23 protein-coding genes and 2 tRNA genes are annotated in these 23,201 nt (G+C 61.6%); 16 read left to right on the top strand and 9 right to left on the bottom strand.

Annotation, left to right across the window (positions count from 1 at the left end):
- Window positions 1-14 precede the first annotated feature (14 nt).
- Window positions 15-90 (top strand) — tRNA-Gly (locus tag ACB031_RS06520).
- A gap of 55 nt (window positions 91-145) precedes the next feature.
- Window positions 146-219, top strand: a tRNA-Cys gene (locus ACB031_RS06525).
- Between the two features lie 56 nt (window positions 220-275).
- On the opposite strand, the gene ACB031_RS06530 is transcribed toward ACB031_RS06525, so the two are convergent.
- Entirely contained in the window at window positions 276-569 is a 294-nt protein-coding gene (locus tag ACB031_RS06530) for a hypothetical protein (protein WP_010633270.1), read from the bottom strand.
- Between the two features lie 214 nt (window positions 570-783).
- Here ACB031_RS06530 and ACB031_RS06535 point away from each other — a divergent pair, with 214 nt between their 5' ends.
- From ACB031_RS06535 to ACB031_RS06585, 11 genes are all read left to right on the top strand, one after another.
- Window positions 784-984, top strand: a complete 201-nt coding sequence (locus tag ACB031_RS06535) for a YbfA family protein (RefSeq protein WP_005303249.1) — start codon at window positions 784-786, stop codon at window positions 982-984.
- Window positions 985-1,203: 219 nt separating this feature from the next.
- Window positions 1,204-1,536, top strand: a complete 333-nt coding sequence (locus ACB031_RS06540) for a DUF6506 family protein (RefSeq protein WP_371139219.1) — start codon at window positions 1,204-1,206, stop codon at window positions 1,534-1,536.
- A gap of 18 nt (window positions 1,537-1,554) precedes the next feature.
- Complete coding sequence (locus ACB031_RS06545; RefSeq protein ID WP_371139220.1) at window positions 1,555-2,370, top strand: helix-turn-helix domain-containing protein; 816 nt, start codon at window positions 1,555-1,557, stop codon at window positions 2,368-2,370.
- Window positions 2,371-2,723: 353 nt separating this feature from the next.
- Window positions 2,724-2,987 carry a DUF2282 domain-containing protein gene (locus tag ACB031_RS06550; protein WP_005303242.1) on the top strand — a complete coding sequence of 88 codons (264 nt, stop codon included), beginning with the start codon at window positions 2,724-2,726 and terminating at the stop codon, window positions 2,985-2,987.
- 63 nt (window positions 2,988-3,050) lie between these two features.
- The gene (locus ACB031_RS06555) at window positions 3,051-3,899 is read left to right on the top strand and encodes a DUF692 domain-containing protein (protein ID WP_371139221.1); all 849 of its coding nucleotides are present in this window, start codon (window positions 3,051-3,053) and stop codon (window positions 3,897-3,899) included.
- Window positions 3,892-4,647 (top strand): DNA-binding domain-containing protein, encoded by a 756-nt coding sequence (locus ACB031_RS06560; RefSeq protein WP_211052433.1) that lies wholly within the window; start codon window positions 3,892-3,894, stop codon window positions 4,645-4,647. The genes ACB031_RS06555 and ACB031_RS06560 overlap by 8 nt, the downstream gene beginning before the upstream one ends.
- Window positions 4,648-4,652: 5 nt before the next feature.
- On the top strand, window positions 4,653-5,096 hold the full coding sequence (locus ACB031_RS06565) for a DoxX family protein (protein ID WP_371139222.1): 444 nt from the start codon (window positions 4,653-4,655) through the stop codon (window positions 5,094-5,096).
- Window positions 5,097-5,168: 72 nt separating this feature from the next.
- Window positions 5,169-5,630 (top strand): GNAT family N-acetyltransferase, encoded by a 462-nt coding sequence (locus tag ACB031_RS06570; protein WP_371139223.1) that lies wholly within the window; start codon window positions 5,169-5,171, stop codon window positions 5,628-5,630.
- 209 nt (window positions 5,631-5,839) lie between these two features.
- Complete coding sequence (locus ACB031_RS06575) at window positions 5,840-7,135, top strand: PAS domain-containing methyl-accepting chemotaxis protein (RefSeq protein WP_065016884.1); 1,296 nt, start codon at window positions 5,840-5,842, stop codon at window positions 7,133-7,135.
- A 119-nt stretch (window positions 7,136-7,254) separates the two neighbouring features.
- Complete coding sequence (locus ACB031_RS06580; protein ID WP_139398987.1) at window positions 7,255-7,875, top strand: DUF3332 domain-containing protein; 621 nt, start codon at window positions 7,255-7,257, stop codon at window positions 7,873-7,875.
- Window positions 7,876-7,962: 87 nt separating this feature from the next.
- A complete protein-coding gene (locus ACB031_RS06585; protein WP_054544360.1) occupies window positions 7,963-9,336 on the top strand; it encodes an HD-GYP domain-containing protein in 1,374 nt (457 codons plus the stop codon).
- Between the two features lie 75 nt (window positions 9,337-9,411).
- Here ACB031_RS06585 and ACB031_RS06590 read toward each other — a convergent pair whose 3' ends face one another.
- The 6 genes from ACB031_RS06590 to ACB031_RS06615 all read right to left on the bottom strand — a co-directional run bounded on the left by ACB031_RS06590 (window position 9,412) and on the right by ACB031_RS06615 (window position 15,293).
- Entirely contained in the window at window positions 9,412-10,470 is a 1,059-nt protein-coding gene (locus tag ACB031_RS06590; RefSeq protein ID WP_005303226.1) for an FUSC family protein, read from the bottom strand.
- A 63-nt stretch (window positions 10,471-10,533) separates the two neighbouring features.
- Window positions 10,534-12,273 carry a bifunctional molybdopterin-guanine dinucleotide biosynthesis adaptor protein MobB/molybdopterin molybdotransferase MoeA gene (locus ACB031_RS06595; RefSeq protein ID WP_371139224.1) on the bottom strand — a complete coding sequence of 580 codons (1,740 nt, stop codon included), beginning with the start codon at window positions 12,271-12,273 and terminating at the stop codon, window positions 10,534-10,536.
- Window positions 12,270-12,908: a molybdenum cofactor guanylyltransferase MobA gene (mobA, locus tag ACB031_RS06600; protein WP_099359594.1), complete on the bottom strand. Its 639-nt coding sequence runs from the start codon at window positions 12,906-12,908 to the stop codon at window positions 12,270-12,272. The genes ACB031_RS06595 and mobA overlap by 4 nt, the downstream gene beginning before the upstream one ends.
- Window positions 12,880-13,575 carry an energy-coupling factor ABC transporter ATP-binding protein gene (locus ACB031_RS06605; protein WP_017786399.1) on the bottom strand — a complete coding sequence of 232 codons (696 nt, stop codon included), beginning with the start codon at window positions 13,573-13,575 and terminating at the stop codon, window positions 12,880-12,882. The genes mobA and ACB031_RS06605 overlap by 29 nt, the downstream gene beginning before the upstream one ends.
- A gap of 115 nt (window positions 13,576-13,690) precedes the next feature.
- Window positions 13,691-14,392 (bottom strand): ABC transporter permease, encoded by a 702-nt coding sequence (locus ACB031_RS06610; protein ID WP_010633284.1) that lies wholly within the window; start codon window positions 14,390-14,392, stop codon window positions 13,691-13,693.
- 58 nt (window positions 14,393-14,450) lie between these two features.
- The gene (locus ACB031_RS06615) at window positions 14,451-15,293 is read right to left on the bottom strand and encodes a substrate-binding domain-containing protein (RefSeq protein ID WP_371139225.1); all 843 of its coding nucleotides are present in this window, start codon (window positions 15,291-15,293) and stop codon (window positions 14,451-14,453) included.
- A gap of 248 nt (window positions 15,294-15,541) precedes the next feature.
- Here ACB031_RS06615 and ACB031_RS06620 point away from each other — a divergent pair, with 248 nt between their 5' ends.
- Window positions 15,542-16,897 (top strand): sigma-54 dependent transcriptional regulator, encoded by a 1,356-nt coding sequence (locus ACB031_RS06620; protein ID WP_208201011.1) that lies wholly within the window; start codon window positions 15,542-15,544, stop codon window positions 16,895-16,897.
- 31 nt (window positions 16,898-16,928) lie between these two features.
- Window positions 16,929-19,022: a cache domain-containing protein gene (locus ACB031_RS06625; protein ID WP_371139226.1), complete on the top strand. Its 2,094-nt coding sequence runs from the start codon at window positions 16,929-16,931 to the stop codon at window positions 19,020-19,022.
- 147 nt (window positions 19,023-19,169) lie between these two features.
- Here the strand turns inward: ACB031_RS06625 and ACB031_RS06630 are convergent, their stop codons facing one another.
- Window positions 19,170-20,036, bottom strand: a complete 867-nt coding sequence (locus ACB031_RS06630) for a helix-turn-helix transcriptional regulator (RefSeq protein WP_017765083.1) — start codon at window positions 20,034-20,036, stop codon at window positions 19,170-19,172.
- Window positions 20,037-20,125: 89 nt separating this feature from the next.
- The gene (locus tag ACB031_RS06635) at window positions 20,126-20,983 is read right to left on the bottom strand and encodes a formate dehydrogenase accessory sulfurtransferase FdhD (RefSeq protein ID WP_208201013.1); all 858 of its coding nucleotides are present in this window, start codon (window positions 20,981-20,983) and stop codon (window positions 20,126-20,128) included.
- 258 nt (window positions 20,984-21,241) lie between these two features.
- Here ACB031_RS06635 and ACB031_RS06640 point away from each other — a divergent pair, with 258 nt between their 5' ends.
- Complete coding sequence (locus ACB031_RS06640; RefSeq protein ID WP_371139227.1) at window positions 21,242-23,086, top strand: P-loop NTPase fold protein; 1,845 nt, start codon at window positions 21,242-21,244, stop codon at window positions 23,084-23,086.
- The last annotated feature ends 115 nt before the right edge of the window (window positions 23,087-23,201 follow it).

The raw sequence follows: 23,201 nt of genomic DNA on the forward strand, positions 1-23,201 counted from the left end.
ACGCAAGCAGTAATGCGGGAATAGCTCAGTTGGTAGAGCACGACCTTGCCAAGGTCGGGGTCGCGAGTTCGAGTCTCGTTTCCCGCTCCAATTTTCCATGGCACCAATCATGGATATCACTTTCAAGGCAATGCCTTGTCAGCATGGCGCGTTAGCAAAGCGGTTATGCAGCGGATTGCAAATCCGTTTAGTCCGGTTCGACTCCGGAACGTGCCTCCATCTTCTCCCTGTCTGAATTTCCCGATATCGACCGTTTCGTGCGGCGCTTTGTCGTATCAGTATCCCTGCTGCAGCAACAGCTGTTCGCAACCCTGCTGTTGCCACTCCCGCTCCAGATAGCGGTTTACCTGTGTCAGGTCCTGTCCCCGGTACTGAAACTGCACTTCGGCCGAGTGTTCGGTCACATCCATCATCTTCTGTTTCAACTGACCGCACTGCCACAGGCTGACGGTGGGGGCCCCCTTGTAGGCCAGGGTGATGCTGTCGTCCCGGTTGAGCTGCCAGTCCTGCCATTCTGACCAGATCAGCAGGCCCAGGATCCCTATGATCGCCATTTCTGCGGGTTTCATCGCCTTGACTCCATGTTGACTACCAACTCATTAAATCTGGTCAAACACGGCCGCTTTGCCAGCTTTTGTTGCCTGTAAGTTAATGGATGTAACCCAATTTCACTTTGTGGCTTTTAAGGGCGTTTTTTGCGAAAAAATGGGATTCCTGGTGTAGTAATCCTACAAATTGTGGAGTAATCTTTGCTCAGTGGTCTTACCAGTGAGGAGTGCTATCATGTTTCATCCCTATTCCCTTACTCAGATAATTCTTCGTCGCCTCTATGTGCTGCTGGTGGGTATGCTGGCCTTCCCCGTGATGCTGTTTCGCAGCGACCGGGCCCGTTTCTACAGCTATCTGCACCGGATCTGGAGCAAAACCAGCACCAAACCGGTATGGCTCAAGATGAGCGAGCGCGGCGAGCGGATCTTCTACTGAGGTCCCGGCTTGATGACAAAAGAGACAGCTTCGGCTGTCTCTTTTGCATTTATGGCTCCTGGCCGCGCAAATTGCATTCAACAGGGAGAAATGAGTCCTGTATGGCGCCCTTTGCGCCAGGTTTTGTCCTGCATGATGAGGGCGGGTGGCGCCGCGGTACAATCCGGCCCGCGGGATCCCGGGTAGAGTGGCGACTCATTGAACCGAGGAGCTTTTTATATGTCCGATATTTTCAAGGCCGCCTTCATCTTCGTTGCACCGGGGGCGGATCCCGCCCGCCACGCCAGCTGGGTCAAGACGGAGAAAGTTCATGTGAAGACGATCGCCGTGCCCGACTATCAGGGAGGCCGTGAACTGCTCGACGAGCTATATCGGGAGGGGATCAGGGCGGTGGAGCTGTGTGCCGGGTTCGGTCACCTGGGGGTCGCCGCCATGGTGGAGGCGGCCGCGGGTCGCATGGAGATAGGCGTGGTGCGCTTCGATCGCCATCCCTGTCTCGACCATGTCAGCGGTGATACCCTCTTCCTGTCCGCCTCTGAATCGAACCAGTGAGCAACATCGCCTCCCATCATGATGCAGTGCCGTAAATTTCAGCCCGCTTCCGATCTGGCGCCCTGGCTGGCGCAAGGTTGGGAGTGGCGCCTTGGCCACCCCCAGCCAATGCCTGAGATCTTCCCCGGCACCGGGGCCGAGATCCTGTTCAATCTGGGGGCTCCCCTTACCATCACGATCCTCTCGTCAGCAGACGCGCCCCGCAGCGTCACCGTGGCCACGGGGGTGGTCGTATTGCTCTGCCCGCGCCATGCTCGCCTGCGCTTTGCCGCCCATGGCCAGATTCATCTGCTGGGGCTGCGGCTGCGCTCTTCGGCCTGTTTCGATCTGTTTGGCGTGCCGCTCGAGCAGTTGAGCGATCGGGTGCTGCCCCTCGATGAGCTGGGGATTGTCTGCCCCGACCCGCAGTGGTTGATGCAGGAGGGGGCAGGGGCGCTGGGCGCCTGGTTGCGCCGGCAGGTAGCGAGTCGTCCGCCGCGGGATCTTGCGCTGGTACGAGCGATAGAGCGGCTCTATTACGGCACACCGGCAATCGAGTTGCAGCAGCAACTGGGGATGAGCACACGCACCTTCCAGCGGCGATTGCGCAGCCATCTCGGGGTAGATGCCCGCTATTTTCTGCGTACCGCCCGCTTTCAAAGGGCGCTGCGCCAGCTGCTGTCGGGTGCCCCGTCGCTCGATGCCCTGCTGGAACAGGGCTATTGCGATCAGCCCCATTTCATCAAGAGCTGTCACTTCTTTACCGGGCGCTCGCCCGGGCAACTGCTCACCCCTGAGCACCGGCGCCTCAACCACTACAGCCCGCAGATAAACCGGCCGGCCGGATCGCTCTGACGACCCAGCCCGCTCGGCGCTTTCCATTCATATTGCCTTGCGATCAGCTCGTCTCTCGCCGCCGCGCGCTGGTGAAAATGTGCCGGCAGACCCGCGTCGGGATGGTCGGGGAGGCGAACCTGTGCTCCTCTTCATCGTCATGCCATCGTCTCTGTCGCCGTCTTGATGTCAATGCCCAGGGGCCGAATACATCCTGAAAACTCCTTTTAAAACAGCATTCTACTAATTGTGTTTTTTGTAGATGTGCCGATTTTGCATTTTTTTTGAAATCATTTGGTCGCAGCGCCGGTTCTATGGAAGGCATCCGGTCGCGAATGATCGGGCACACCACACACAATCAGAAGGAACAGAGAATGAACGTTAAAAAGAGCACTGCCATCGCCTCCGCCATGACCGGTCTGCTGGCCCTCGGCGCCCAGTTCATTGCCGCCCCGGCCATGGCTGCCGACGAGAAGGAGAAGTGCTACGGCGTGGTGAAGGCGAGCAAGAACGACTGTGCGACCAAGACCAACTCCTGCGCCGGCACCGCCAAGATGGATGCCCAGGGCGACGCCTTCGTGGTGGTGCCCAAGGGGCTGTGCGAGAAGCTGGCCGGTGGTTCGCTGCAACCCAAGTAAGGCTGGGTGCCACGGTGTTGTGCACCGTGGCCCTCTTTTGATGGCCAACCGCGAGTCTTTGCGATGAACCCCTTGATTGGTATTGGATTGCGAACCCCCCATTACGACGAGATGCTGCGTACCCTGCCGGCCGTCGGCTGGCTGGAGGTGCACAGCGAGAATTACTTCGAACGGCACAGCCGGGGTTTTCAGGTATTGAGCGAGCTGGCCCGGCACTATCCGGTCAGCCTGCACGGGGTCGGCATGTCCCTGGGGTCGGCCGATGGACTCGACCTTGTTCACCTTGCCAGCCTCTCGGCTCTGGCCGGCGCCATCAAGCCGGTGCGCATCTCGGAGCACCTCAGCTGGGGCAGCATCGGGGGGCGTCACTTCAACGATCTGCTGCCGGTGCCCTATACCCGGGAGGCCCTGCTCACCATGAGCGACAAGATCATGCAGGTGCAGGATGCACTCGGTTGCCGGCTGCTGATCGAGAACCCCTCTTCTTACCTGCAACTGGCGGGAGAGATGCCGGAGTGGGAGTTTCTGGCCGAGCTGCAACGGCGCAGCGAGTGCGGCATCCTGCTCGATCTCAACAACCTCTACGTCAGTGCCTTCAACCACGGCTTTGCGTGCCGTGACTATCTGGCTGCCATCGACATCGCCACCGTGGGTGAAATCCACCTGGCCGGTTTTACTGACAAGTCCCTGCCGCAGGGGCACCTCTATATCGATACCCACAGCGCGCCGGTGAGCGAGCCGGTCTGGGCCCTCTATGCCGAGATCTGCCGCCAGCGTGCCATCCCCACCCTGATCGAGTGGGATCTCGAGATACCGCCGCTCCCCGTGCTGTTGGCGGAGGCCGAGCGTGCGAGCTCCCTGCTGGATGCCGCCATGGCTGCCCATCCTGCGTCGGAGGCCACCCATGTCTGAGCTGGCCCACCGGCAGCAGCAGTTTGCCGAGGGGTTGCTTGGCCAGAGCGAGGCCATTCTGCCCCACGTCCACTCTCGCCTCTTCCCGGCCGATGCCGTGCTGCAGGTTTATCGCAACCACTTCATCCTGAGCCTTGGCGAGGTGCTGGCAGGCAGCTACCCGGCGGTCAAGGCCATGGTGGGGGAGGCGTTTTTCGACGCCGCGGCGCGCGGCTTCGTGCTGGCGGAGCCCCTCTGCGAAGGGTGCGTGATGCACTACGGCGCCGGTTTTGGCGACTGGCTTGCAGGGCTGCCCACCACCGCCGAACTGCCCTGGCTGGGGGAGCTTGCCCGTTTCGAGTGGGCACTGGAGCGCACCAGTCTGCTGGCCCCCGAGGCACGCCACTGGCCGGCCGAGCGGGTGGCGGCCCTGCCGCCAGCGGCCTGGCAGACGCTGGTGCTGATCCCGGCCTGTGATCTGCTTCTGTTCGACAGCCTTCGCCCGGTGGAGGCCCTCTGGCAGATGGCTCTGCACCAGGGGGAGGCGGTGCACGATCTGGCGGCCCCTGCCTGGCTTGCCCTCAAGAAGCAGCCCGATTGCCGGGTATTGCCGCTGCGCCTGAGCGAGGGGGAGTGGCGCCTGCTGGATGGCTGCCGCCAGGGCATCGCCCTGTCGACCCTGCTGGCGCAAGATCCGCAGGCTGCAGAGTCTCTGACCCGCCTCGTCACCCTGGGCCTGCTGGTCGATGTGACCTCAACGCTGGAGTAAATTCGATGACAAACCACAAGTTCCCCCTGATGCAGCAACGGGGGCCGGCCGCCCCCTGGTGGCTGAGCGGCGCCCTGTTGCTGCTGGCCAGATGCTGGGTGGCGGCGGTCTTCTTGCGCTCCGGCTGGCTCAAGCTGAGCGCCTGGGACAGCACCCTCTACCTGTTCGAGTTCGAGTATCGGGTGCCCCTGCTGCCCTGGCAGTGGGCAGCCTGGCTGGGGACGGCCACCGAGTTGCTGCTGCCGGTGCTGCTGCTGCTTGGGCTCTTCACCCGGCCGGTCGCCGCCCTGTTGTTTGCCTTCAACATCATGGCGGTGCTCTCCTATCCCGCCCTCTGGGCCGGCGGCTTTTACGATCACCAGTTGTGGGGCTGGATGTTGCTGACCCTGGTGGTGTGGGGGGCGGGACCGCTGGCCCTGGATCAGTGGCGCCTTGTCAGACGGGCATGAAGCCGCCACACTGGTACTCTCATCAGGCACCCTGCGGGGTGCCTGCTCATTTCATCACAAGGAGAAGAGGCGATGATCATCCGGCAGGCAACGCAGGCAGACATTCCCGCGCTGGTGACCCTGCGCATGGCGCTGTTTTGCGAGGTGGGGGAGCTGAGCGAGCCGTTGGCCGATCTGCCGCTGTGGCAGGCCACCACCGCCTATTTCAGCACGGCGCAGGCCGAGGAGAGTGCCCGCTCCTGGGTGGCGGAGCTGGATGGCGAGGTGGTGGCGAGCGCAACCCTGGCGCTCTTCGTGCGCCCGCCCTATCCCGGCAATCTAACGGGGAGGGAGGGCTATCTGCTCAACATGTATACCCTGCCTGCCCATCGCCGGCAGGGACTGGCCGGTGCCCTGCTGGACCAGATGGCGGACTATGCGAGGGAGCAGCAGCTGGGCCGGGTCTGGCTCCATGCCAGCGAAGAGGGGCGGCCCCTCTACGAGCGGATGGGGTTTGTGAGCAACCCCGCCTATCTGGAGTGGCAACCCGGGTGATCCCGCCTGCCGCCCTGCCCGTATCACGCCTGCCAACGGGAGACGGGCGCTGCGAACCTCTCCCTGGCTGTGGCAAAATCTCGGCCAAATTCTGATCGAGTCACCATGCTCAACTATGATCAGCCTCAACAGGCTCGTGCCGGTTCACCTTGACGCCGAGTCTTGTGCCCGTTCCCACCTTGTCAGGTCATTACAGAGGTATGACACCCATGTTCAACAACAAGCTGAAGGCGCAACTGCAGGCCTGCCAGGCACAGCTCGCCGAATCACAGGGCTTCGTGGAGGCGGTCAAGGCCGGGATCGCGACCATCATCTTCACCCCGGATGGCGAGATCCTGGAGGCCAATCAGCCATTTTTGAGCCTGATGGGTTACAGCGCCATGGAGCTGCAGGGTCAGCACCACCGGATGTTTTGCAGCCAGGAGCTGGCCCGCTCCGCCGAGTACCAGCAGTTCTGGGCCCAGCTCAAACAGGGCAGGGTCAAGTCCGGCATCTTCTCGCGCCGCAACAAGCGGGGCGAGGTGGTCTGGCTGGAGGCCAGCTACTTCCCGGTAAAGTCGCAGGGCAGGGTGACCCAGGTGATCAAGATCGCCAGCGATGTCACCGCCGAGCATCAGCAGCTGCTTAACCAGGAGGCGGTCTCCAAGGCGCTCGAACGGTCGCTTGCGATGATCGAGTTCACCCCGAGCGGCGACATCCTCTCGGCCAACGCCAACTTCCTGAGTTGCGTCGGCTACACCCTGAACGAGCTCAAGGGGCGCAATCACCGCATCCTGTGTGATGACGCCTTCTATGAGGAGAACCCCCGCTTCTGGGAAGAGCTGGCTCAGGGACAATTCAAGTCCGGGCTCTTCCTGCGGCGCAACAGCCATGGCGAGGCGATCTGGCTGGAGGCCACCTACAACCCCATTCGCGACGAGAGCGGCAAGGTGAGCCGGGTCATCAAGTTTGCCAGCGACATTACTGATCGTGTCACCAAGAGCCACGCGGTGCGCGATGCCACCCAGGTGGCTCACGCCACGGCGCAGGAGACCCTGCGCTGTGCCGAACAGGGGGCAGAGTTGCTGCGCTCTGTGGTGGAGACCTCGTCGCTCATCAGCGAGCAGGTGGACAAGACCATCCTGCTCATCAACCAGCTCAACGAGCAGTCCAGAAGCATAGAGGCCATCGTCTCCACCATCAGCAGCATCGCCGATCAAACCAATCTGCTGGCCCTCAATGCGGCCATCGAGGCGGCCCGCGCCGGCGATCAGGGGCGTGGTTTCGCGGTGGTGGCCGACGAGGTGCGCCAGCTGGCGGCTCGCACGTCGCTCTCCACCGACGAGATAGCCAAGGTGGTGCAGAAGAACCGCGAGCTGACTGCCAGGGTGACCGACGACATGGCCAGGGTGGCCGGCAGCGCCGAGCTCGGCAAGCAGCAGATCGACAAGGTCAACGAGGTGATGGTGGAGATTCGGCAGGAGGCCAACAACGTCTCGGCAACCGTCTCCAGCCTCTCCATCTAGTCTGCTGGCGGCCCTCTCTTCATGCGGGCCGCCTTGACCACTATTTCAACGACCTGCACGCAATATGAGCAGTCGAAATCTCAATCTGAACCCCTGCTGTATCGCTCCCTGCTTGTGAATTGCCCGTCGGCGGCGGCCTGTTTAGGCTTGCCGCCTCATTATTTCTGGAGCAGATAAAGACGATGGCAACGAGAAGAGAGGGCAGGGCGCTGGCGCTGCTGGCAGGTGTGGTGGCAAGCGTGGGACTGAGCGGCTGCATGGGGCAGATGGGGCTCTCCTCCATGGTGACCAAGGGCAACCTCAGCGTGGTGGACAACCGTTACGGCCGGGCCGGGGTCTTCATCCTGCTCTCGCCGGTCTACGGTCTGGCGGCCACCGCGGATCTCTTCGTGTTCAACACCATCGAATTCTGGTCGGGCAAGAACCCCATCACCGGCAAGTCGCCGGCGCTGGTGGATCAGAAGCTCGACGCCCTGATCAAGGTCAACCAGCACCTGGATCCCTCCCTCAACAAGGTGCCGCTGGCCCTGCTGCCACAAGGGGTACGCGAGGTGGAGGTAAGCTACCCGGACGAGCGCACCGCCCAGATGGAGGTGCACTACCTGGACGGGCGCAGCAGCCTGATGCGCGGCGAGAAGCGCGGCGAGCTGCTGGACATCTACTTCGACGGCCGGCTGGTGTCGACCCTGACGCCGGCCCAGCTGGAGGAGAAAGCACGGACCGGTAGCGCCGAGGTATAAATTCATCTGAATCCAGATCTATTCCTCTCTGGATAAGGTATACCTAGTCAGCAGGCAAAATCGCCAAGATGACCAGGGATACAGGCTATGACGGTGAATGGATTGCGGTTGGCAGAGTTGATTGGTTCCCTCAGTCATGCGCTCGACATGACTGAGGGTCAACCAAGAGGGCACTGTATTCGCTGTTGCTGGATAGGTTCCCGTCTGGCCGAACGGTTGGCGCTGGATGCTCGACAGCGTCATGACCTCTATTACATGCTGCTGCTTAAGGATCTGGGGTGCAGCAGCAATGCGGCCCGTATCTGCGAACTCTATCTCACCGACGATCTTCACTTCAAACGCGACTTCAAGCTGGTGGATGGCTCTCTCTCCGAGGTGGTGAACTTCGTGCTGGGCCACACCGGCCTGCAGGCGGATCTGCTTGGGCGTTTTCGCAGCCTGTTTCACATCTTTCGCAACGGCGATCAGATAGCCAACGAGCTGATCCAGACCCGTTGCCATCGGGGGGCAGACATCGCTCGTCAACTGCGTTTCAGTGAAGAGGTCGCCGCCGGCATCCTCTCTCTGGATGAGCACTGGAACGGCAAAGGTCGGCCGTTGCAACTGGCCGGTGACGCGATTCCACTCTTCTCTCGCATAGCGCTGCTCTGCCAGGTGGTGGATGTGTTTCACGCTACTGCTGGCCCGGATGCAGCCCTCAAAGAGCTGCGCGAGCGCAGCGGCAGCTGGTTTGATCCTCAATTGGTTAGCGAATTTGAAGCCTTGGCGGATGGTGACTTCTGGCAAGGACTGGCGGATCCCAGGTTGGCTGAGTGGGTGTTCGTTCACCCGGCCGGGCAGGGGGAAGTCGCTCTGGATGAAGACTATCTGGACGAGATCGCGGCGGCGTTCGGCCAGGTGGTGGACTCCAAAAGTCCCTACACCGCCGGTCATAGCGGCCGAGTGGCACTCTATACCGACATTCTTGCCACTCAGATGGGGTTGTCCGAGCAGCGACGACGCTGGCTCAAGCGCGGCGCTCTGCTCCATGACGTGGGCAAGCTGGGGGTGAGCAATGCCATTCTCGACAAACCGGGCAAACTTGATGCGCAGGAGTGGGCCGCCGTGCAGATGCACGCCGCCTATACCGAGGAGATCCTGAGTCGCATAAGTGCGTTTGAGGAGCTGGCGCAAGTGGCAGGTGCCCACCATGAGCGCCTCGATGGCAAGGGTTACCCTAAAGGATTGAAAGGGGACGAGATAGCCTTGGAAACCCGCATCATCACCACGGCCGACATTTTTGATGCCATCACTGCCAAACGGCCCTATCGTGGAGCCATACCGGTGCCCCAGGCGCTGGAGATGATGGCCGAGAATCTGGGGACGGCCATTGATCCGGATTGCTTTGCCGCTCTGCAGGCAGGGATCCAGGATTTTTCCCTCTACCTCCCGCTCGAGCAACCGCTGGCAAACGCCAGTTAATATTGGCGCCATATCGGGCTTCAGTCATTTGTCATTGGCCTGAGACGACAACTCCCCGCTTTGCGGGGCGTTTTGCTATGGGCGACTCTGGCTGCGGGGCGGGTGCATCACCAGGCCCAGCAGCCGGCGCAGGTGGGTGAGCTGTTCGGTGAGCTGCAGGTTGAGCCACAGATAGCCGCTGATGGCTGCCTCGCCGCCGGCGTCGATCCGCACCCTGCCGGCCGCCTCCTGCAAGCGAGCAATGGCCAGCTCCGAGCCTTGCAGCTCGCCGCTTTTGAGCATCAGCGCCAGCTCGCTCATCAGCGCCTCGGTCGCCTGCTGGCAGGCGCGCAGTTCCGGGGTGCTCTGCATCAGGAAGTGGCTCTGGCGATCGCGCCAGTAGGTGTTGGCCAGCATCTCCAGGGTGCAGAGGGTGTTGCGCATGGTGGTCTGGATCGCTTCGAACAGGGCGCTGCCAAGACGGGTCTCCTTGACCGCCGGGGTCAGCAGGGGGCGCAGGCTCACCATCTTGGAGAGCAATCTGGCGTGGCTGTGGGCGAGCCGCGGTCGCTCCAGCACGTTGGGGGAGAGGTGGGTGTGATAGAGCCGCTGGGCCTGCTGCAGGGTATCGTGCATCTGCAGCCGCCAGTGGCTGTAGGCGCGCTGGGGATAGATGCTGCAAAACAGCAGCGCCAGCAATGAGCCCAGGATCACGTCGGCACTGCGCCACAGGGCGGTCTCGATATCGCCGGGCATGGCCCCCATGGTGACGCCGAGGGTGATGCCGATGAGCAGCCCCACGTAGGGGCGCTTGCCGAGCGCCAGATAACCGCACAGGAACATGATGCAACCGCACCACAGCAACATCAGCGGCAGGGAGTAGAGCTCGAGATAGAGCGCCACCACCCCGCAGCTGGCGCCGAAGATGGTGCCGACCACCCGCTGCAGGGCGCGCGACAGCACATTGCCCCAGAACGAGATGGGGCCCATCACCACCACCAGGGTGATGAGGGGCCAGGTGCTTTCCGGCAGTTTCAGCTCGCGGGTCAGCAGAAAGGTGAGCATGAAGGCGAGCGCGATGCGCAGGCCGTGGACGATGCGGTAGTGACCGTAGATCAGCAGATCGAGTCGGGAGAGGGGGGCATTCAGGCGCAAGGGACAAGCCTCGGATTCATGGGGGCAGCCACCCCGCCACGCCCGGCGGGGTGGAGACCGGTATCAGGCCACTCGTCCCTGGAGTGGGTGGATCCAGACCCGCTCGCCGACCGCGATGGCCGGCTGGGCGGGGACGATTTCAATCAGGCAGTTGGCATCGCTCATGGAGCTGAGGATGCCGGAGCCCTGTGGCCCTGTGGTGCGCACCCGCAGCACGCCGCTGGCGTCCTGATGGAAGATGCCGCGCAGGAACTCGGTGCGTCCCGGTCGGCTCTTCATCTGCTGCTCGGCCAGCGCCGAGAGGCGCAGCGGCTGCCACACCCGGCCTTGCAGGCGGGCGATGGCGGGCTCGACGAATTGCAGGAAGCAGATCATGGCGGCCACCGGGTTGCCGGGCAGGCCGAAGAAGGGGGTCTGCCCCAGCTTGCCGAAGGCGAGCGGGCGACCCGGCCGCATCTGGATGCGCCAGAAGGCGATCTGGCCAAGCTCGGCCAGCACCTGCTTGATGAAGTCGGCATTGCCCACCGACACCCCGCCCGAGCTCAGCACCAGGTCGGCCGCGGCCTGTGCCAGCTGCTGGCGCAGGATGGCGGGATCATCGGGGATGATGCCAAGGTCCATCACCTCGCAGCCGGCCCCGGCGATGAGCGCCATCAGGGTGAAGCGGTTGCTGTCGAAGATGTGGCCGGGGGCGAGCGTCTCGCCCGGTGCCTGCACCTCGTCGCCGGTGCTGAACAGCGCCACCTTGAGCGGCGCGCGTACCGTCAGGGTTGCCTGCCCCAGAGAAGCTGCCAGCCCGAGCTGAGGGGCGCCGAGGCGGGTGCCGGCCGCGATGGCGACCGCCCCCAGCGCCAGATCTTCCCCGGCCTGACGCACGTTCTGCCCCGCCTTGATGGGGGCGCTGACGCTGACCCATTCACCGTCAAGCCGGGTCTCTTCGCGCATCACCACGGTGTCGACGCCGGGGGGCAGCGGGGCGCCGGTCATGATCTGCACCGCCTGTCCGGCCAGTACCGGCTCGCTGCGCGGCTGGCCCGCCAGCACTTCCCCCACCAGTTGCCAGCGGCCGGCGGCGAGATCGTCGCTGCGCAGGCCAATGCCGTCCATCGCCGAGTTGGCGTGGGGCGGCACATTGATGGGGCTGACGAGATCCCCCGCCAGCACGGCGCCGTGACAGCGGGCGAGCGGCAGGTCACGGCAGGCGGTGGCTGGGGTGAGGGCATCGAGAATGGCGTTGCGGGCAGCCTCGACCGACAGAAAGCCGTTGCCAGCCTCCTGCTCCCGCGTCTGACTCTCCTTGAGCCAGCTACAGACGAAGTCGGCGATGGCCTCCAGATCATTGATGTCGAGCCGGGGCAGGGCGGTCTGTTGAGGCTGGTCGCTGGCCACGGCGATGATGTCGCGATCATTCGGGAACAGCAGCGGCTTGCCGATGGCGGCGCGGTGCAGCTCGATTTTCGGGAAGTGCTCATGCTTGAACCCTTCCACCAGCAGCAGGTCGAGGCTGCGCTGATCGAAGCTGGCCAGCAGCTCGCGAAAATCGGCCTCACCCAGATCGGTTTCAACGATGCGGGCGTGACGGCGGCGGGAGGCCACCATCATCTGGCTGGCGCCGGCCTGGCGCAGGCGGTGGCTGTCTTTGCCCGGCTGGTCGATGTCAAAGTCGTGGTGGGCGTGCTTGAGTACCCCGAGGCGCAGACCGCGGCTCACCAGCAGGGGGATGAGCTGCTCGAGCAGGGTGGTCTTGCCGGTGCCGCTCCAGGCGGCAAAGCCGAGCAGGGGCAGGGTGGGGGCCGGGGTCATGAGGTGGCTCCTTGTCCGGTCGCGGCGTCTGGCAGGCGCGCCTCGTAGGCGGCCAGCTCGTCCGGGCTGTTGAGATTGATGAAGGCATCCGGTTGGTCGGCAAAGCTCACCACCGCCATATTGTGGCGGGCAAACCAGATATCGATTTTGCGCTCACCCTCGGCCAGCGCGGCGCAGAGGGAGGGGAGCAGGGACTTGTGCAGCAGGGCCACCACGGGTTGCAGCCAGTCGCCGTCATGGGCCACCACCAGCTCGGTCTGCGGGGTGAGGGCGGCGCGAAAGCGCGCCATCAGATCGCGGGGCAGGGCGGGGCCATCGCAGGGCACGAACAGCACCCAGTCGTGGCGGGCGGCACCAAGGCCGGCCTGCATGCCCGCCAGCGGGCCGAGATAGTCGGGGTTGTCGTCGCCGATGACCGGGGCCAGTGCCTGGTAGCGGGCCTGGCTGCGGTTGGCGTTGATCAGGATCTCGTCCACCTGGGGCCTCAGTCGGTCAAGCACGTGGTCGATGAGCGGGCGGCCCGCCAACTCGACCCAGCCCTTGTCGGCGCCCCCCATGCGGGTAGCGCGGCCGCCAGCCAGCACCACGGCGGAGACGGGAAAGCGGTCAGTACGAGGTTCGCTGTGTGAGGTCATGTCGCTCGATGATTTTCAAAGGAGTGGGTTCGTGCAGCCGGCCCCGGGCGAGGGTCCATTGCCGCTCGCACAGATCGGTCAGATCGTTGCTCTGGTGGCTGATGATGACCAGGCCGCTGCCCTGTTCCCGCAGATCTTGCGCCATGGCGGCCATCAGGGCAACCGAATGTGCATCAAGATTGGCGGTGGGCTCGTCCATCAGCAAAAAGGCGGGCTGCAGTGCCCAGGCGCGGGCCATGGCCAGCCGCTGACGCTCGCCGCCAGACAAAATGCTGATGTGCTCCCGTGCCAGGCTCTCCAGTTCGACCCGGCGCAGCGCCTCGAACACCCGCACCTCGTCGGCGGCGCGATGGCCGAGGGCCCAGGCCACGTTGTCGTGCACGCTGCGATCAAACAGGTAGGGGGTCTGGTGCAGGTAGGTGACCCGGCCCGGCCCCGGATCGCGCTTGAGCCACTGGCCAAGCTTGCCGCGCCAGCCAGAGGGGAGGTTGGTGTGGCCCCGGGTCGGGGTGAGCAGGCCGGCCAGGATCTTGAGCAAGGTGGTCTTGCCCACCCCGTTCGCACCGCGCAGCCAGATGGCGTCGCCGGCCGCGATGGAGAGCTGCTCAATCTGGAACAGGTCGCGCTCGCCAAAACGCATCATCAGCTGGTGGGCGGTCAGGGCCATGGCGTACTCCGGTGGATGGACGGTGGGTGCATGGTCGGTTCTTCACACAACCGTGACCGCGACAGCGGTGGGGTCAGCAGCATTTGGTTATGGATAATCGTGCGCTGCGCCATGGTCAGTTCTTCAGATAGCTGTGACCACGGCACGCGGTCAGCAACAGGTTGAGCAGCAGGGCCAGGGCCAGCAGCACGATGCCGAGCGCCACCCCCTGGGTGAAGGCCCCTTTCTGGGTCTCCAGCGCGATGGCGGTGGGGATGTTGCGGGTGAAGTGCAAAATGTTGCCCCCCACCATCATGGAGCAGCCCACCTCGGTGACGATGCGGCTGAAGGCACCGATCACCGCCGCCAGCAGGCCGAAGCGGCACTCGCGCATCAGCCCGAGCAGCGCCCTGGGCCAGGAGAGCCCCAGGGTGCGGGCGGTCTCCCAGGCGCGCCGATCGCTCTGCACGAACGCCGCGTGGGCCATGGTGGCGATCACCGGAAAGGCAATCAGCATCTGCCCCACCACCATGGCCTGCTGGGTGAACAGCATCTTCCAGTCGCCGAAGGGGCCGGCCCGCGACAGCAGCATGTAGAGCAAGAGGCCAATCACCACGGTCGGCACCGACTGCAGGGTATTGATGCAGGAGAGCCAGAGCCAGCGCGCCGGAATAGGCAGATAGGCCAGCGCGAAGCCGAGCAGCAGGGCCGGCAGCAGCACCAGCCCGAGCGCGAGGCCCGATACCGAGAAGGAGACCCCCACCACCTGCCACAGCTCGGCGTCGCCACTGAACAGCAGCGAAAGGGCCGCCAGTGTGGTCTCGATCAGGGTCGGCACCGGGCGCCTCCGTCACTCAAGGTGGCGAGGGGCATCTCGAGCAGTCTCGGCCTTGGCATCACTGCGGCTTGGCGTCGGCCACGAACAGCGGCTGGCCGGCCACCTTGAAGTCACCGATAAGCTGCTGACCGTGTTTGGAGACCAGCCAGTTCTTCAGGGTGCGCGCCCCTTCGGTGTTGAGATCCGGGTAGCGCTTGGGGTTGACCAGGATCACCTGGTAGGGGTTGAACAACCGCTTGTCCCCCTCCAGCAGCACGGCGAGATCCAGCTTGTTCTGGTAGGCGAGCCAGGTGCCGCGGTCGGTCAGGGTGTAGGCTCCCAGCTCCGAGGCCATGGTCAGGGTCGGCCCCATGCCCTGGCCGATGGACTTGTAGCCGGCGAACTCGGGTTTGACGTCGGCCGCCTGCCACAGGGTCTTCTCCTTGATGTGGGTGCCGGACTCGTCCCCGCGGGAGATGAAGGTCTGCCCCTTGTCCTTGATGGCCTCCAGCGCCTTGGCGGCGTCGTGCAGCTTGCCAAGACCCGCCGGGTCTTTCGCCGGGCCGACGATGACGAAGTCGTTGTACATCAGGTGCTCCGGCTCGATGCCAAAGCCCGCCTCGACGAATGCCTTCTCGGCAGAAGGGGCGTGGGTCATCACCAGATCCGCGTCGCCGTTCTCGCCCATTTTCAGGCTCTGGCCGGTACCGGCCGCCATCACCTGCACCGGGTAGCCGGTCTCCTTGGTGAACTGGGGCAGCAGCCAGCCCAGCAGGCCGGACTGTTCGGTACTGGTGGTGGTGGCGAGGCGGATGGGGGCCCTGGTCTCGGCATGGCTGGCAGCGCTCCAGAGCGGCAGGCTCAGCAGCAGGGCGGAGGAGAGGGCAAGGGCGAGGCGTTTGCGCACTGTGGCTGTGATCATGATGTCAGGGTACCCGGTGATGGAGAGAGGGCAGGACTAAGCAAGCAGGGTGCCAAGCTGACCGCATGCCCTGTTCGGCCCGGTTTTTAATGTGAAAACAGTCGGTTAAGCACCCTAATTGCGTGATGGCACCGTCGCTTTTAATAAACGGAGTTGGCACTTGGGGTCGGTTAGCGACAAAATGTCCCACAGTTTATAAGGTCGGTGGGACAATCCCGGAACCTTGTCGAATCTGAGGTACTTTTTTCATGACTGCACCCGCCAGCCGCTGGTCCGCCCTCTCCTTGCTCATCGTCGACGACGAACCCGGCATGCGCAGCTTCCTCGCCAAGGCGCTGGCCCGCCGCTTCGCCCAGATAGAGACGGCCGCCAGCGTGGAGGAGGCCGAAGCCCTGCGCTGCCGCCTGCATTTCGATCTCATCATTGCCGACATCCGCCTGCCGGGGCGCTCCGGCATCGAGTGGCACGAGGCCATCGACCCCGCCACCCGGCGCAGCGACATCATCTTCATGACAGGTTTTGGCGACATGGAGACCGCCCTCAAGGCGCTGCGGCTCGGTGCCAGCGACTTCATTCTCAAACCCTTCAACCTGGATCAGATGGTGCAGGCGGTGGACCGGGTCATCGAGCGCCGCCAGATGGAGCGGGAAAACCTGCTGCTGCGCCGGGAGGTGAGCAAGCTGTTCCCGCCCACCCTGATCGGCGACAGCGCCAGGACCCGCGAGCTCAAGACGCTGATCGCCCGGGTCGCCCCCTCCAACGCCGCCGTGCTGGTGGAGGGGGAGTCCGGCACCGGCAAGGAGCTGGTGGCCCGCGCCCTGCACCAGCTCTCCGGCCGGATGGGGGCTTTCGTGCCGCTCAACTGCGCCTCCATCGCCCCCGAGCTGCTTGAAAGCGAGCTGTTCGGCCACGTGCAGGGGGCCTTTACCGGTGCCCGCAAGGGGCGCGACGGCCTGTTCCGGGTCGCCCACCAGGGCACCCTCTTTCTGGACGAGATCGGCGAGATGCCGCTCGCCATGCAGGCCTCCCTGCTGCGGGCGCTGGAGCAGAAAGCCATCCGCCCGGTGGGGGCCGAGCGGGAGCTTTCGGTGGATGTGCGCATCGTGGCCGCCACCAACCGCAATCTGAAAACAGAGGTTGAGGCGGGCCGGTTTCGCGAAGACCTCTTCTATCGCCTCAACGTGGTGGCGCTGCCGGTGGCTCCTCTGCGCGAGCGGATCGACGACATCCCCGCCCTGGTGCACCACTTCACCCGCCAGCTCACCGCCGAGATGGGCATGGGCGCCCTGCACTGGACCCACGAGGACGTGGTGGCCATGCAGGCCTACCCCTGGCCCGGCAACGTGCGCGAGCTGCGCAACCTCATCGAGCGCTGCCTGCTGCTGGGCAAGCCGCCCGCCGAATACTGGCAGAGCGCCAAGCCGGCCGAGTCGGCGCGGGGGGAGGAGGGCTATCCGCTGGAGTGGGCGCTGGCCGAGGTGGAGAAGGCCCACATTCTGCAGGTGGTGGCGAGCTTTGACGGCAACAAGTCGGCCGCCTCCCGGGTACTCGGGGTGGCGCGCAAGACCCTGGAGCGCAAGTTCAAGGAGTGGGCCATCGAATGAGCCGGCTCACCCCTTGCCGCCGGAGTGAGCCGTGAGGCTGGCGCAGCTCCCGGGGCTGCTCAGAACCAAGGTGCGCTGGCGCCTGCTGCTGCTCACCTCGGTGCCCATCATGCTGACCCTGGCCGGCATGATAGGGCTCACCCTCTACTGGACCCTCACCTACAGTTGGCAGAACCTGCTCACCACGGTGCGCAGCGACCTTGGCGTCGCCCACCACGCGGTGAGCGTGCAGCAGCAGCGTCAGGCCGAGCACCTCGAGCACCTGCGCGATGCCTGGGACTTCCAGCTGCAACTGCGCGAATCCCCCGCCCGCTTGCGCCAGTGGGTGATGCCGCTGGCCGCCAACTACGGTCTCGACTTTTTGCGCCTGCGCAGCGGCAGCGAGCTGGATCAGCTGCCAGAGCAGGATCGCGCGGCCCTCGCCGCCGGGCGCAGCGTCAGCCACTTCGTGGTCTGGTCGCGGGAGCAACTGCTGGCCCTCTCGCCGGCGCTGGCCAGCCGCGCCGTGCTGGACAAAGAGCTGGAGCCGGGCGCTGGGCAGGAGACCCGCGGTCTGATCAGCCTATCCCTGACCCCGGTGATGGGGCGGGACGGCAGCCTCTGGGGCGTGCTGGAGGGGGGCGAGCTTATCAACGGCAGCACCCGGCTGGTGGACGAGCTCAAGGGCCAGGTGTTCGCCAAGAACACCCTGCCGGCCGGCAGCATCGGCAGCGTCACCCTGTTTCTCGGCGATCTGCGGGTGAGCACCAACGTGCCCGCCAGCAGCAGCCAGCAGCTGGGACGGGCGGTGGGCACCCGGGCCTCGGCGCCGGTGCGCGAACAAGTGCTGGGCCGCGGCGAGCCCTGGATTGACCGCGCCTTCGTACACGACGCCTGGTATGTGTCGGGTTACGAGCCGCTCTTGGGCGCCAATGGCGAGCGCATCGGCATGCTCTACGTCGGCTTTCTCGAGTGGCCCATCGTTCGCACCTACCTCACCAATCTGCTGGAGCTGGGCTCCGGCGTGGTGCTGCTGTTGCTGCTCTCGGGCCTGCTGGTCTATCGCGGCGCGCGGGACTTGTTCACCCCCATCGAGCGGATGCACAAGGTGGTGCGCCAGGTGCAGGCAGGTCGGCCGGCCCGCATCGGCGAGCTCTACCTCGACCCCGATCACGAGCTGGCCCAGCTCGGCCGTCAGTTCGATGCCATGCTGGATCGCCAGGCGGCGCACCGCCAGCAGCTGGCCCGCAGCGCCGACGAGCTGGAGCAGAAGGTAGCCGAGCGCACCCAGAGCCTCGAGCAGAAGACCGCCGAGCTCGAGCACCACATCCACATGCTGACCCAGGCCCGCCAGCAGCTGCTCATCAGCGAGAAGCTGGCGGCCCTCGGCGAGCTCTGCGCCGGGGTGGCCCACGAGATCAACAACCCGCTGGCGGTGATCCTCGGCAACGTGGAGCTGATGAAGCTGGAGCTGGGGGAGGCGGCCGCGCCGGTGAGCGAAGAGCTGGCACTGGTGCTGGCCCAGATCGAGCGCATTCGCGCCATCACCCGCAGCCTGCTGCAATATTCCCGTCCCGGCGACTACGAGACGGCGCCGGTATGGCAGCACCTCACCCCTATCATAGAGGAGAGCCTGACTCTGGTGCGCTCCGCCCTGCGCCAGCAACAGGTGAACCTGGTGGCCGATCTTAAGGCCCTGCAGCCCATCGAGGCGGATCGCCAGCAGCTGCTGCAGGTGCTGATCAACCTCTTGGTCAACGCCAGCCATGCGTTGGGGGAGCAGGGGGAGATCCGGGTCGAGAGCCGCGACTGGCTGGATGACGCCGGGGCCCTGCAGGGGGCCGAGGTGCGGGTCATCGACAACGGCAGCGGCATCGAGGCGGCCATCATCGACAAGATCTTCGACCCCTTCTTCACCACCCGCGCCACCGGCACCGGGCTGGGGCTGGCTCTGAGTCACCGCATCATCAGCCGCTGGGGCGGGGAGCTGTTGGTAGATTCCACCCCGGGGCAGGGCAGCTGCTTTACCATCCGATTGCGCAGCCACGCCCGGCTGGCCAGCGGTGGCGAGCCAGCCCAGCTTGAAGGGTGGCGCATCGCCCTTAATGCCGAGGGGCGTGAGGCCGGTGGCGACCACCCGTCTTGACCACGCCAGCCACAAAAAAGCCCGCCGAACTTGAAGGCCGCGCATTGTCCTCAAGGGGGGAGGGATGTGACTGTCGCAATTGAGAGTGAGGCACAAAAAAGCCCGCCAATAAGTGGCGGGCTTTTTTACGGGCGAGTGAGGGGATACTTACTGCGGACTCCACACCAGCTTGCCGCTCTGGGTCAGGTCATAGCCGCCGAGGCGGGCCGCCAGCTCGCGCCCCTCGGGGGATTGCAGCCAGCCGATCAGCTGCTGCAGCAGGGTGCGAAAGAAGACCCCCTGCGGCATCACCAGATCGAAGCACTCCTGGGAGAGCGGCATAAAGTCGAGGCCGAACTCGGTGGCGGTGCTCTGGGCGCCGGGCCCGACATCGGCATCGCCGCGGCTGATGGCGGCGGCCAGCTCCCGCTCGCTGTTGACCTCGAGGGTGCGCTCCAGCCGGGTCAGCGACTCCCCCTGGGTTTGCAGCCACTCCTGCAGGGCGCGCTGGCTGCCGGCCCCCTCCTGGCGCATGGCCCAGCGCCAGTCGAGCGCCTCTTTCGCCTCTTTGGGTTGCAGCCCCTGGCGCAGCACCAGCCCCTGTACCCGGCGAAATCCATGTACGATCACCCATTGTCGGTGGCCCTGATACTGCTGCACCAGCGCCGGGTGGCGCAGGTGGGCCTCTTCGGCCTGGCCCCAGTGGATGGCGCACAGATCCACGTGGCCGCGCGCCAGCATCGCCAGCCCCTGCCTTGTGCCGCACGGGGTGTAACCCACCAGCGCCTGAGTGCCGAGCTGCTGGGCTAGCCGGCTGCTGGCGTAGTGCAACAGCACATCGTCCGAGCCCGCCAGCAGTAGGCGGTCGTTCATCACCCCCTCGTGGCAGCTGCCGAGCAGCCAGCGATCGAGCAGAGAGCGCGGAAACAACCACTTGCCGGTCGCCTTGGTGGCGGGGATGCGCGCCTCGTTGGCGAGCTGGTAGACCTTCTTCTCGTTGAGATCGAGGTATTCCGCCACCTGCTTCACATTCATAAACTCGTTCATGGCTTGCGTTTGACCCTCTGGCTGGTCTGATCGAGATACAGGGCGATCTGCTGGGTACTCATCAACTCGTTCATGGTTTAATCCCGCATCCCGCGACCGGCCGAACTGGGTGCCAGCACCGGCGGCTTCTCGTCCAGCACGATATGGTCGTGGCCGCTGAATACCTCGAAATGGCGCCCCTTGGCGCGGGCAATCATGGTGATGCCGAGCTGGCGGGCCAGATCCAGCCCCATCTGGGTGACGCCGGAGCGCGACAGCAGCACCGGAATGCCCATCTGCGCCACCTTGATCACCATCTCCGAGGTGAGCCGCCCTGTGGTGTAGAAGATCTTGTCGTGGCCGCTCTCGCCACTCATCCAGAGCTCGCCCGCCAGGGTATCCACCGCATTGTGGCGCCCCACATCCTCGACAAAGGAGAGGATTTCGTTGCCGCGACAGATGGCGCAGCCATGCACGGCTCCCGCCATCTTGTAGGTTTCGTTATGGGCCGACAGCGCCTTGAGCAGGGCATAGAGGGTGCTCTGTTTAAGCTCGGGCGCCGCCAAGACCACCCCTTCGAGCTTCTTCATCACGCTGCCATACATGGTGCCCTGACCGCAGCCGGAGGTGACCGTCTTCTTCTCCAGGGATTTGTCGAGATCGTCGGCCTGCTGGCTGCTCACCACGGCGGCGGCCTCGCTCTCCCAGTCGACGATCACCGACTCGATGGCCGAAATATCCTCGATAAAGCCCTGATTTTTAAGGTAACCCAGCACCAGCGCCTCGGGGCGGGCACCCAGCGTCATCAGGGTTACGATCTCCTTCCAGTTGAGGTAGACCGTCAGTGGCCGCTCACAGGCGATTTGGCGGGTTTGCAACGTGCCCTGCTCATCCATCACCTCGACGGCCATGGTGAGCTGGGCTGCGGCATTGCTTTTGATAAAGGTCGGTGTCATGGGCCCCTCGCGACCGGTTGCCGGGATCTAAGGGGAGGGATACAGCAAGTTTTGTTCCAGACTATCTTCGCGAAAATCGCAATGAAAGAAATGTGTTAATCAGGAAGTTGTTCTGAACTATAGAGAGTTGTAAAAGGACTAAATATTCAGTAGTAATACATGACTGAAGTGATGCACCATTGGGCATCTGGATAGATGCTTTAAATCTAATTTTGTTTCAAGCTGAATGATTGAAAATAGTTTTCCTTAGAGAATTATATGATAGAGAAAAATAAGCATATTAATGATTTTCTTAAATATTACTTTAATCTTGAGCAGTCTCCCGAGTATGCCATTCTTATCGATGGAGAGTGGGGCGCTGGTAAAAGTTGGTTTATTCAGAAGGCGCTGAATGATTTAAAGGGAAGCTCAGGTAAGTATCTATATGTAAGTCTGTATGGAATGAGCAACTTTTCTGAAATAGAAGACGCATTTTTTGAGCAAATGCATCCGGTGTTATCTTCAAGGGGAATGAAGATAACAGCAAAAATATTGAAAAGTACGCTTAAAGCCACAATAAAGCTGGATTTAGATGGTAATGGTGACAAAGAAACTGCCACTAATCTTTCATTAGACAGTCTAGGTTTGCCAAGCTACTTAAAAAACACTAGCGGATATATATTGGTTTTTGATGACATTGAAAGGTGTTCTATAAATATTGGAGACCTTCTTGGGTATATCAATCAATTTATTGAGCATCATGGTTACAAGGTTGTTTTAATAGCGAATGAAAGCGAGATAAAAAGTGGCGGAGATGATGATAAACATTATTTAAGAACAAAAGAAAAGCTTATAGGTAGAACTTTCAAAATTGAGCCAGATATTGATCTGGCATTAGATGCTTTTATCGATGCGACACCTGAATCATTGAAATCATTCTATCAATATTGTCGTAGTGAAATTGTTAATATTTATCATGATTCCGGATGTAAAAACTTAAGGAATTTGAAGCAAGCTCTTTGGGACTTCTCTCGTATATATAACGTACTACCTGACTCTTCATTTGATAAAGTGGCCATGAAAGTCGAGTTGCTTAAAATTTTCCTATGCTTTTCATTTGAAAGTCGAAGCGCTAAATATGAAATAAGTCAGTTGACGAAAATTCAAGAGAGTATTTTCGATGACATCATTAATGAAGACAAATCACTATACTCAATATTGTCTTCAAAGTATAAAACTATAGATTTTAGTGACCTTATTATGGAGGGCTTTATTTGGAGTGATTTTTTTGAAAAAGGAATGGTAGAGCAAGATGTATTGAAAAAATCAATAGAAGAAAATAAATTTTACAAAATTATAGTAATGGAGGACTGGCGGAAATTATGGCATTTTCTTAATTTGACTGATGTTGAGTTTGAGGATCTTAGACAAACAGTATTGGATAACTTGGATAGTAAAAAATATGAAAATTATCTTATTGTTAAACATCTCGCGGGTATATACATTTATTTGTCTAGTATAAATCTTGTCAATAGAAGTAAGGGGGATTTATTAACTTACTTTAAGGCGTATGTAGACTATTTATTTCAGTCAAATCTTTTGCCTTATGAGCTTAAAGATAGAAGTTATTATGATCATGATACTGGTTGGGATGGCCTAGCTTATGTGGGGAGTAATGTTGATGAATTTAGACAGTTTGATCAGTATTTAGGAGAGAAAATTCAAGAGTCTAAAAATCGTAATCTTACTAATGTGGCAAATGAATTGCTAACTTTAATTAGTGATAATGTAGAGTTGTTCAAATTAAGGCTAATACTTAGTAATAATAGTGAAAACATGTATTATAAAATACCTGTCTTACAGTTTATTGAGCCTAGAGAGTTTGTTGATAGAGTTTTATCCTTGACAGGGAATAATATAAGGCACATTAAGCATATGTTTGATGAGCGCTATTCCTTTCTCGATTTTCATCGAGAGTTGATGTCAGAGTTAGATTGGTTAAAACAGGTTTTCTTTCTGTTTAATAAGAAAAGAGAAGGGCTTTCCGGAAAACTTAGTGGTTATAAAATTAGTGTTTTAGTTGAGGAGTCACTTGCTCAAGCAATTAACAATCTTGAAAAATAGTCGTATTTAGAATTATCCCAAACTGTAAGTTATGGTGTTGCCAAATGTAGCTTGTTGATTCGCCTTGGCCCCACTCTTGCTATGTCTTAGCCCATTGATGGCCGTGGCCGCCATA

The sequence above is a fragment of the Aeromonas sp. S8(2024) genome, assembly GCF_041403085.1.
Classification (GTDB): domain Bacteria; phylum Pseudomonadota; class Gammaproteobacteria; order Enterobacterales; family Aeromonadaceae; genus Aeromonas; species Aeromonas dhakensis.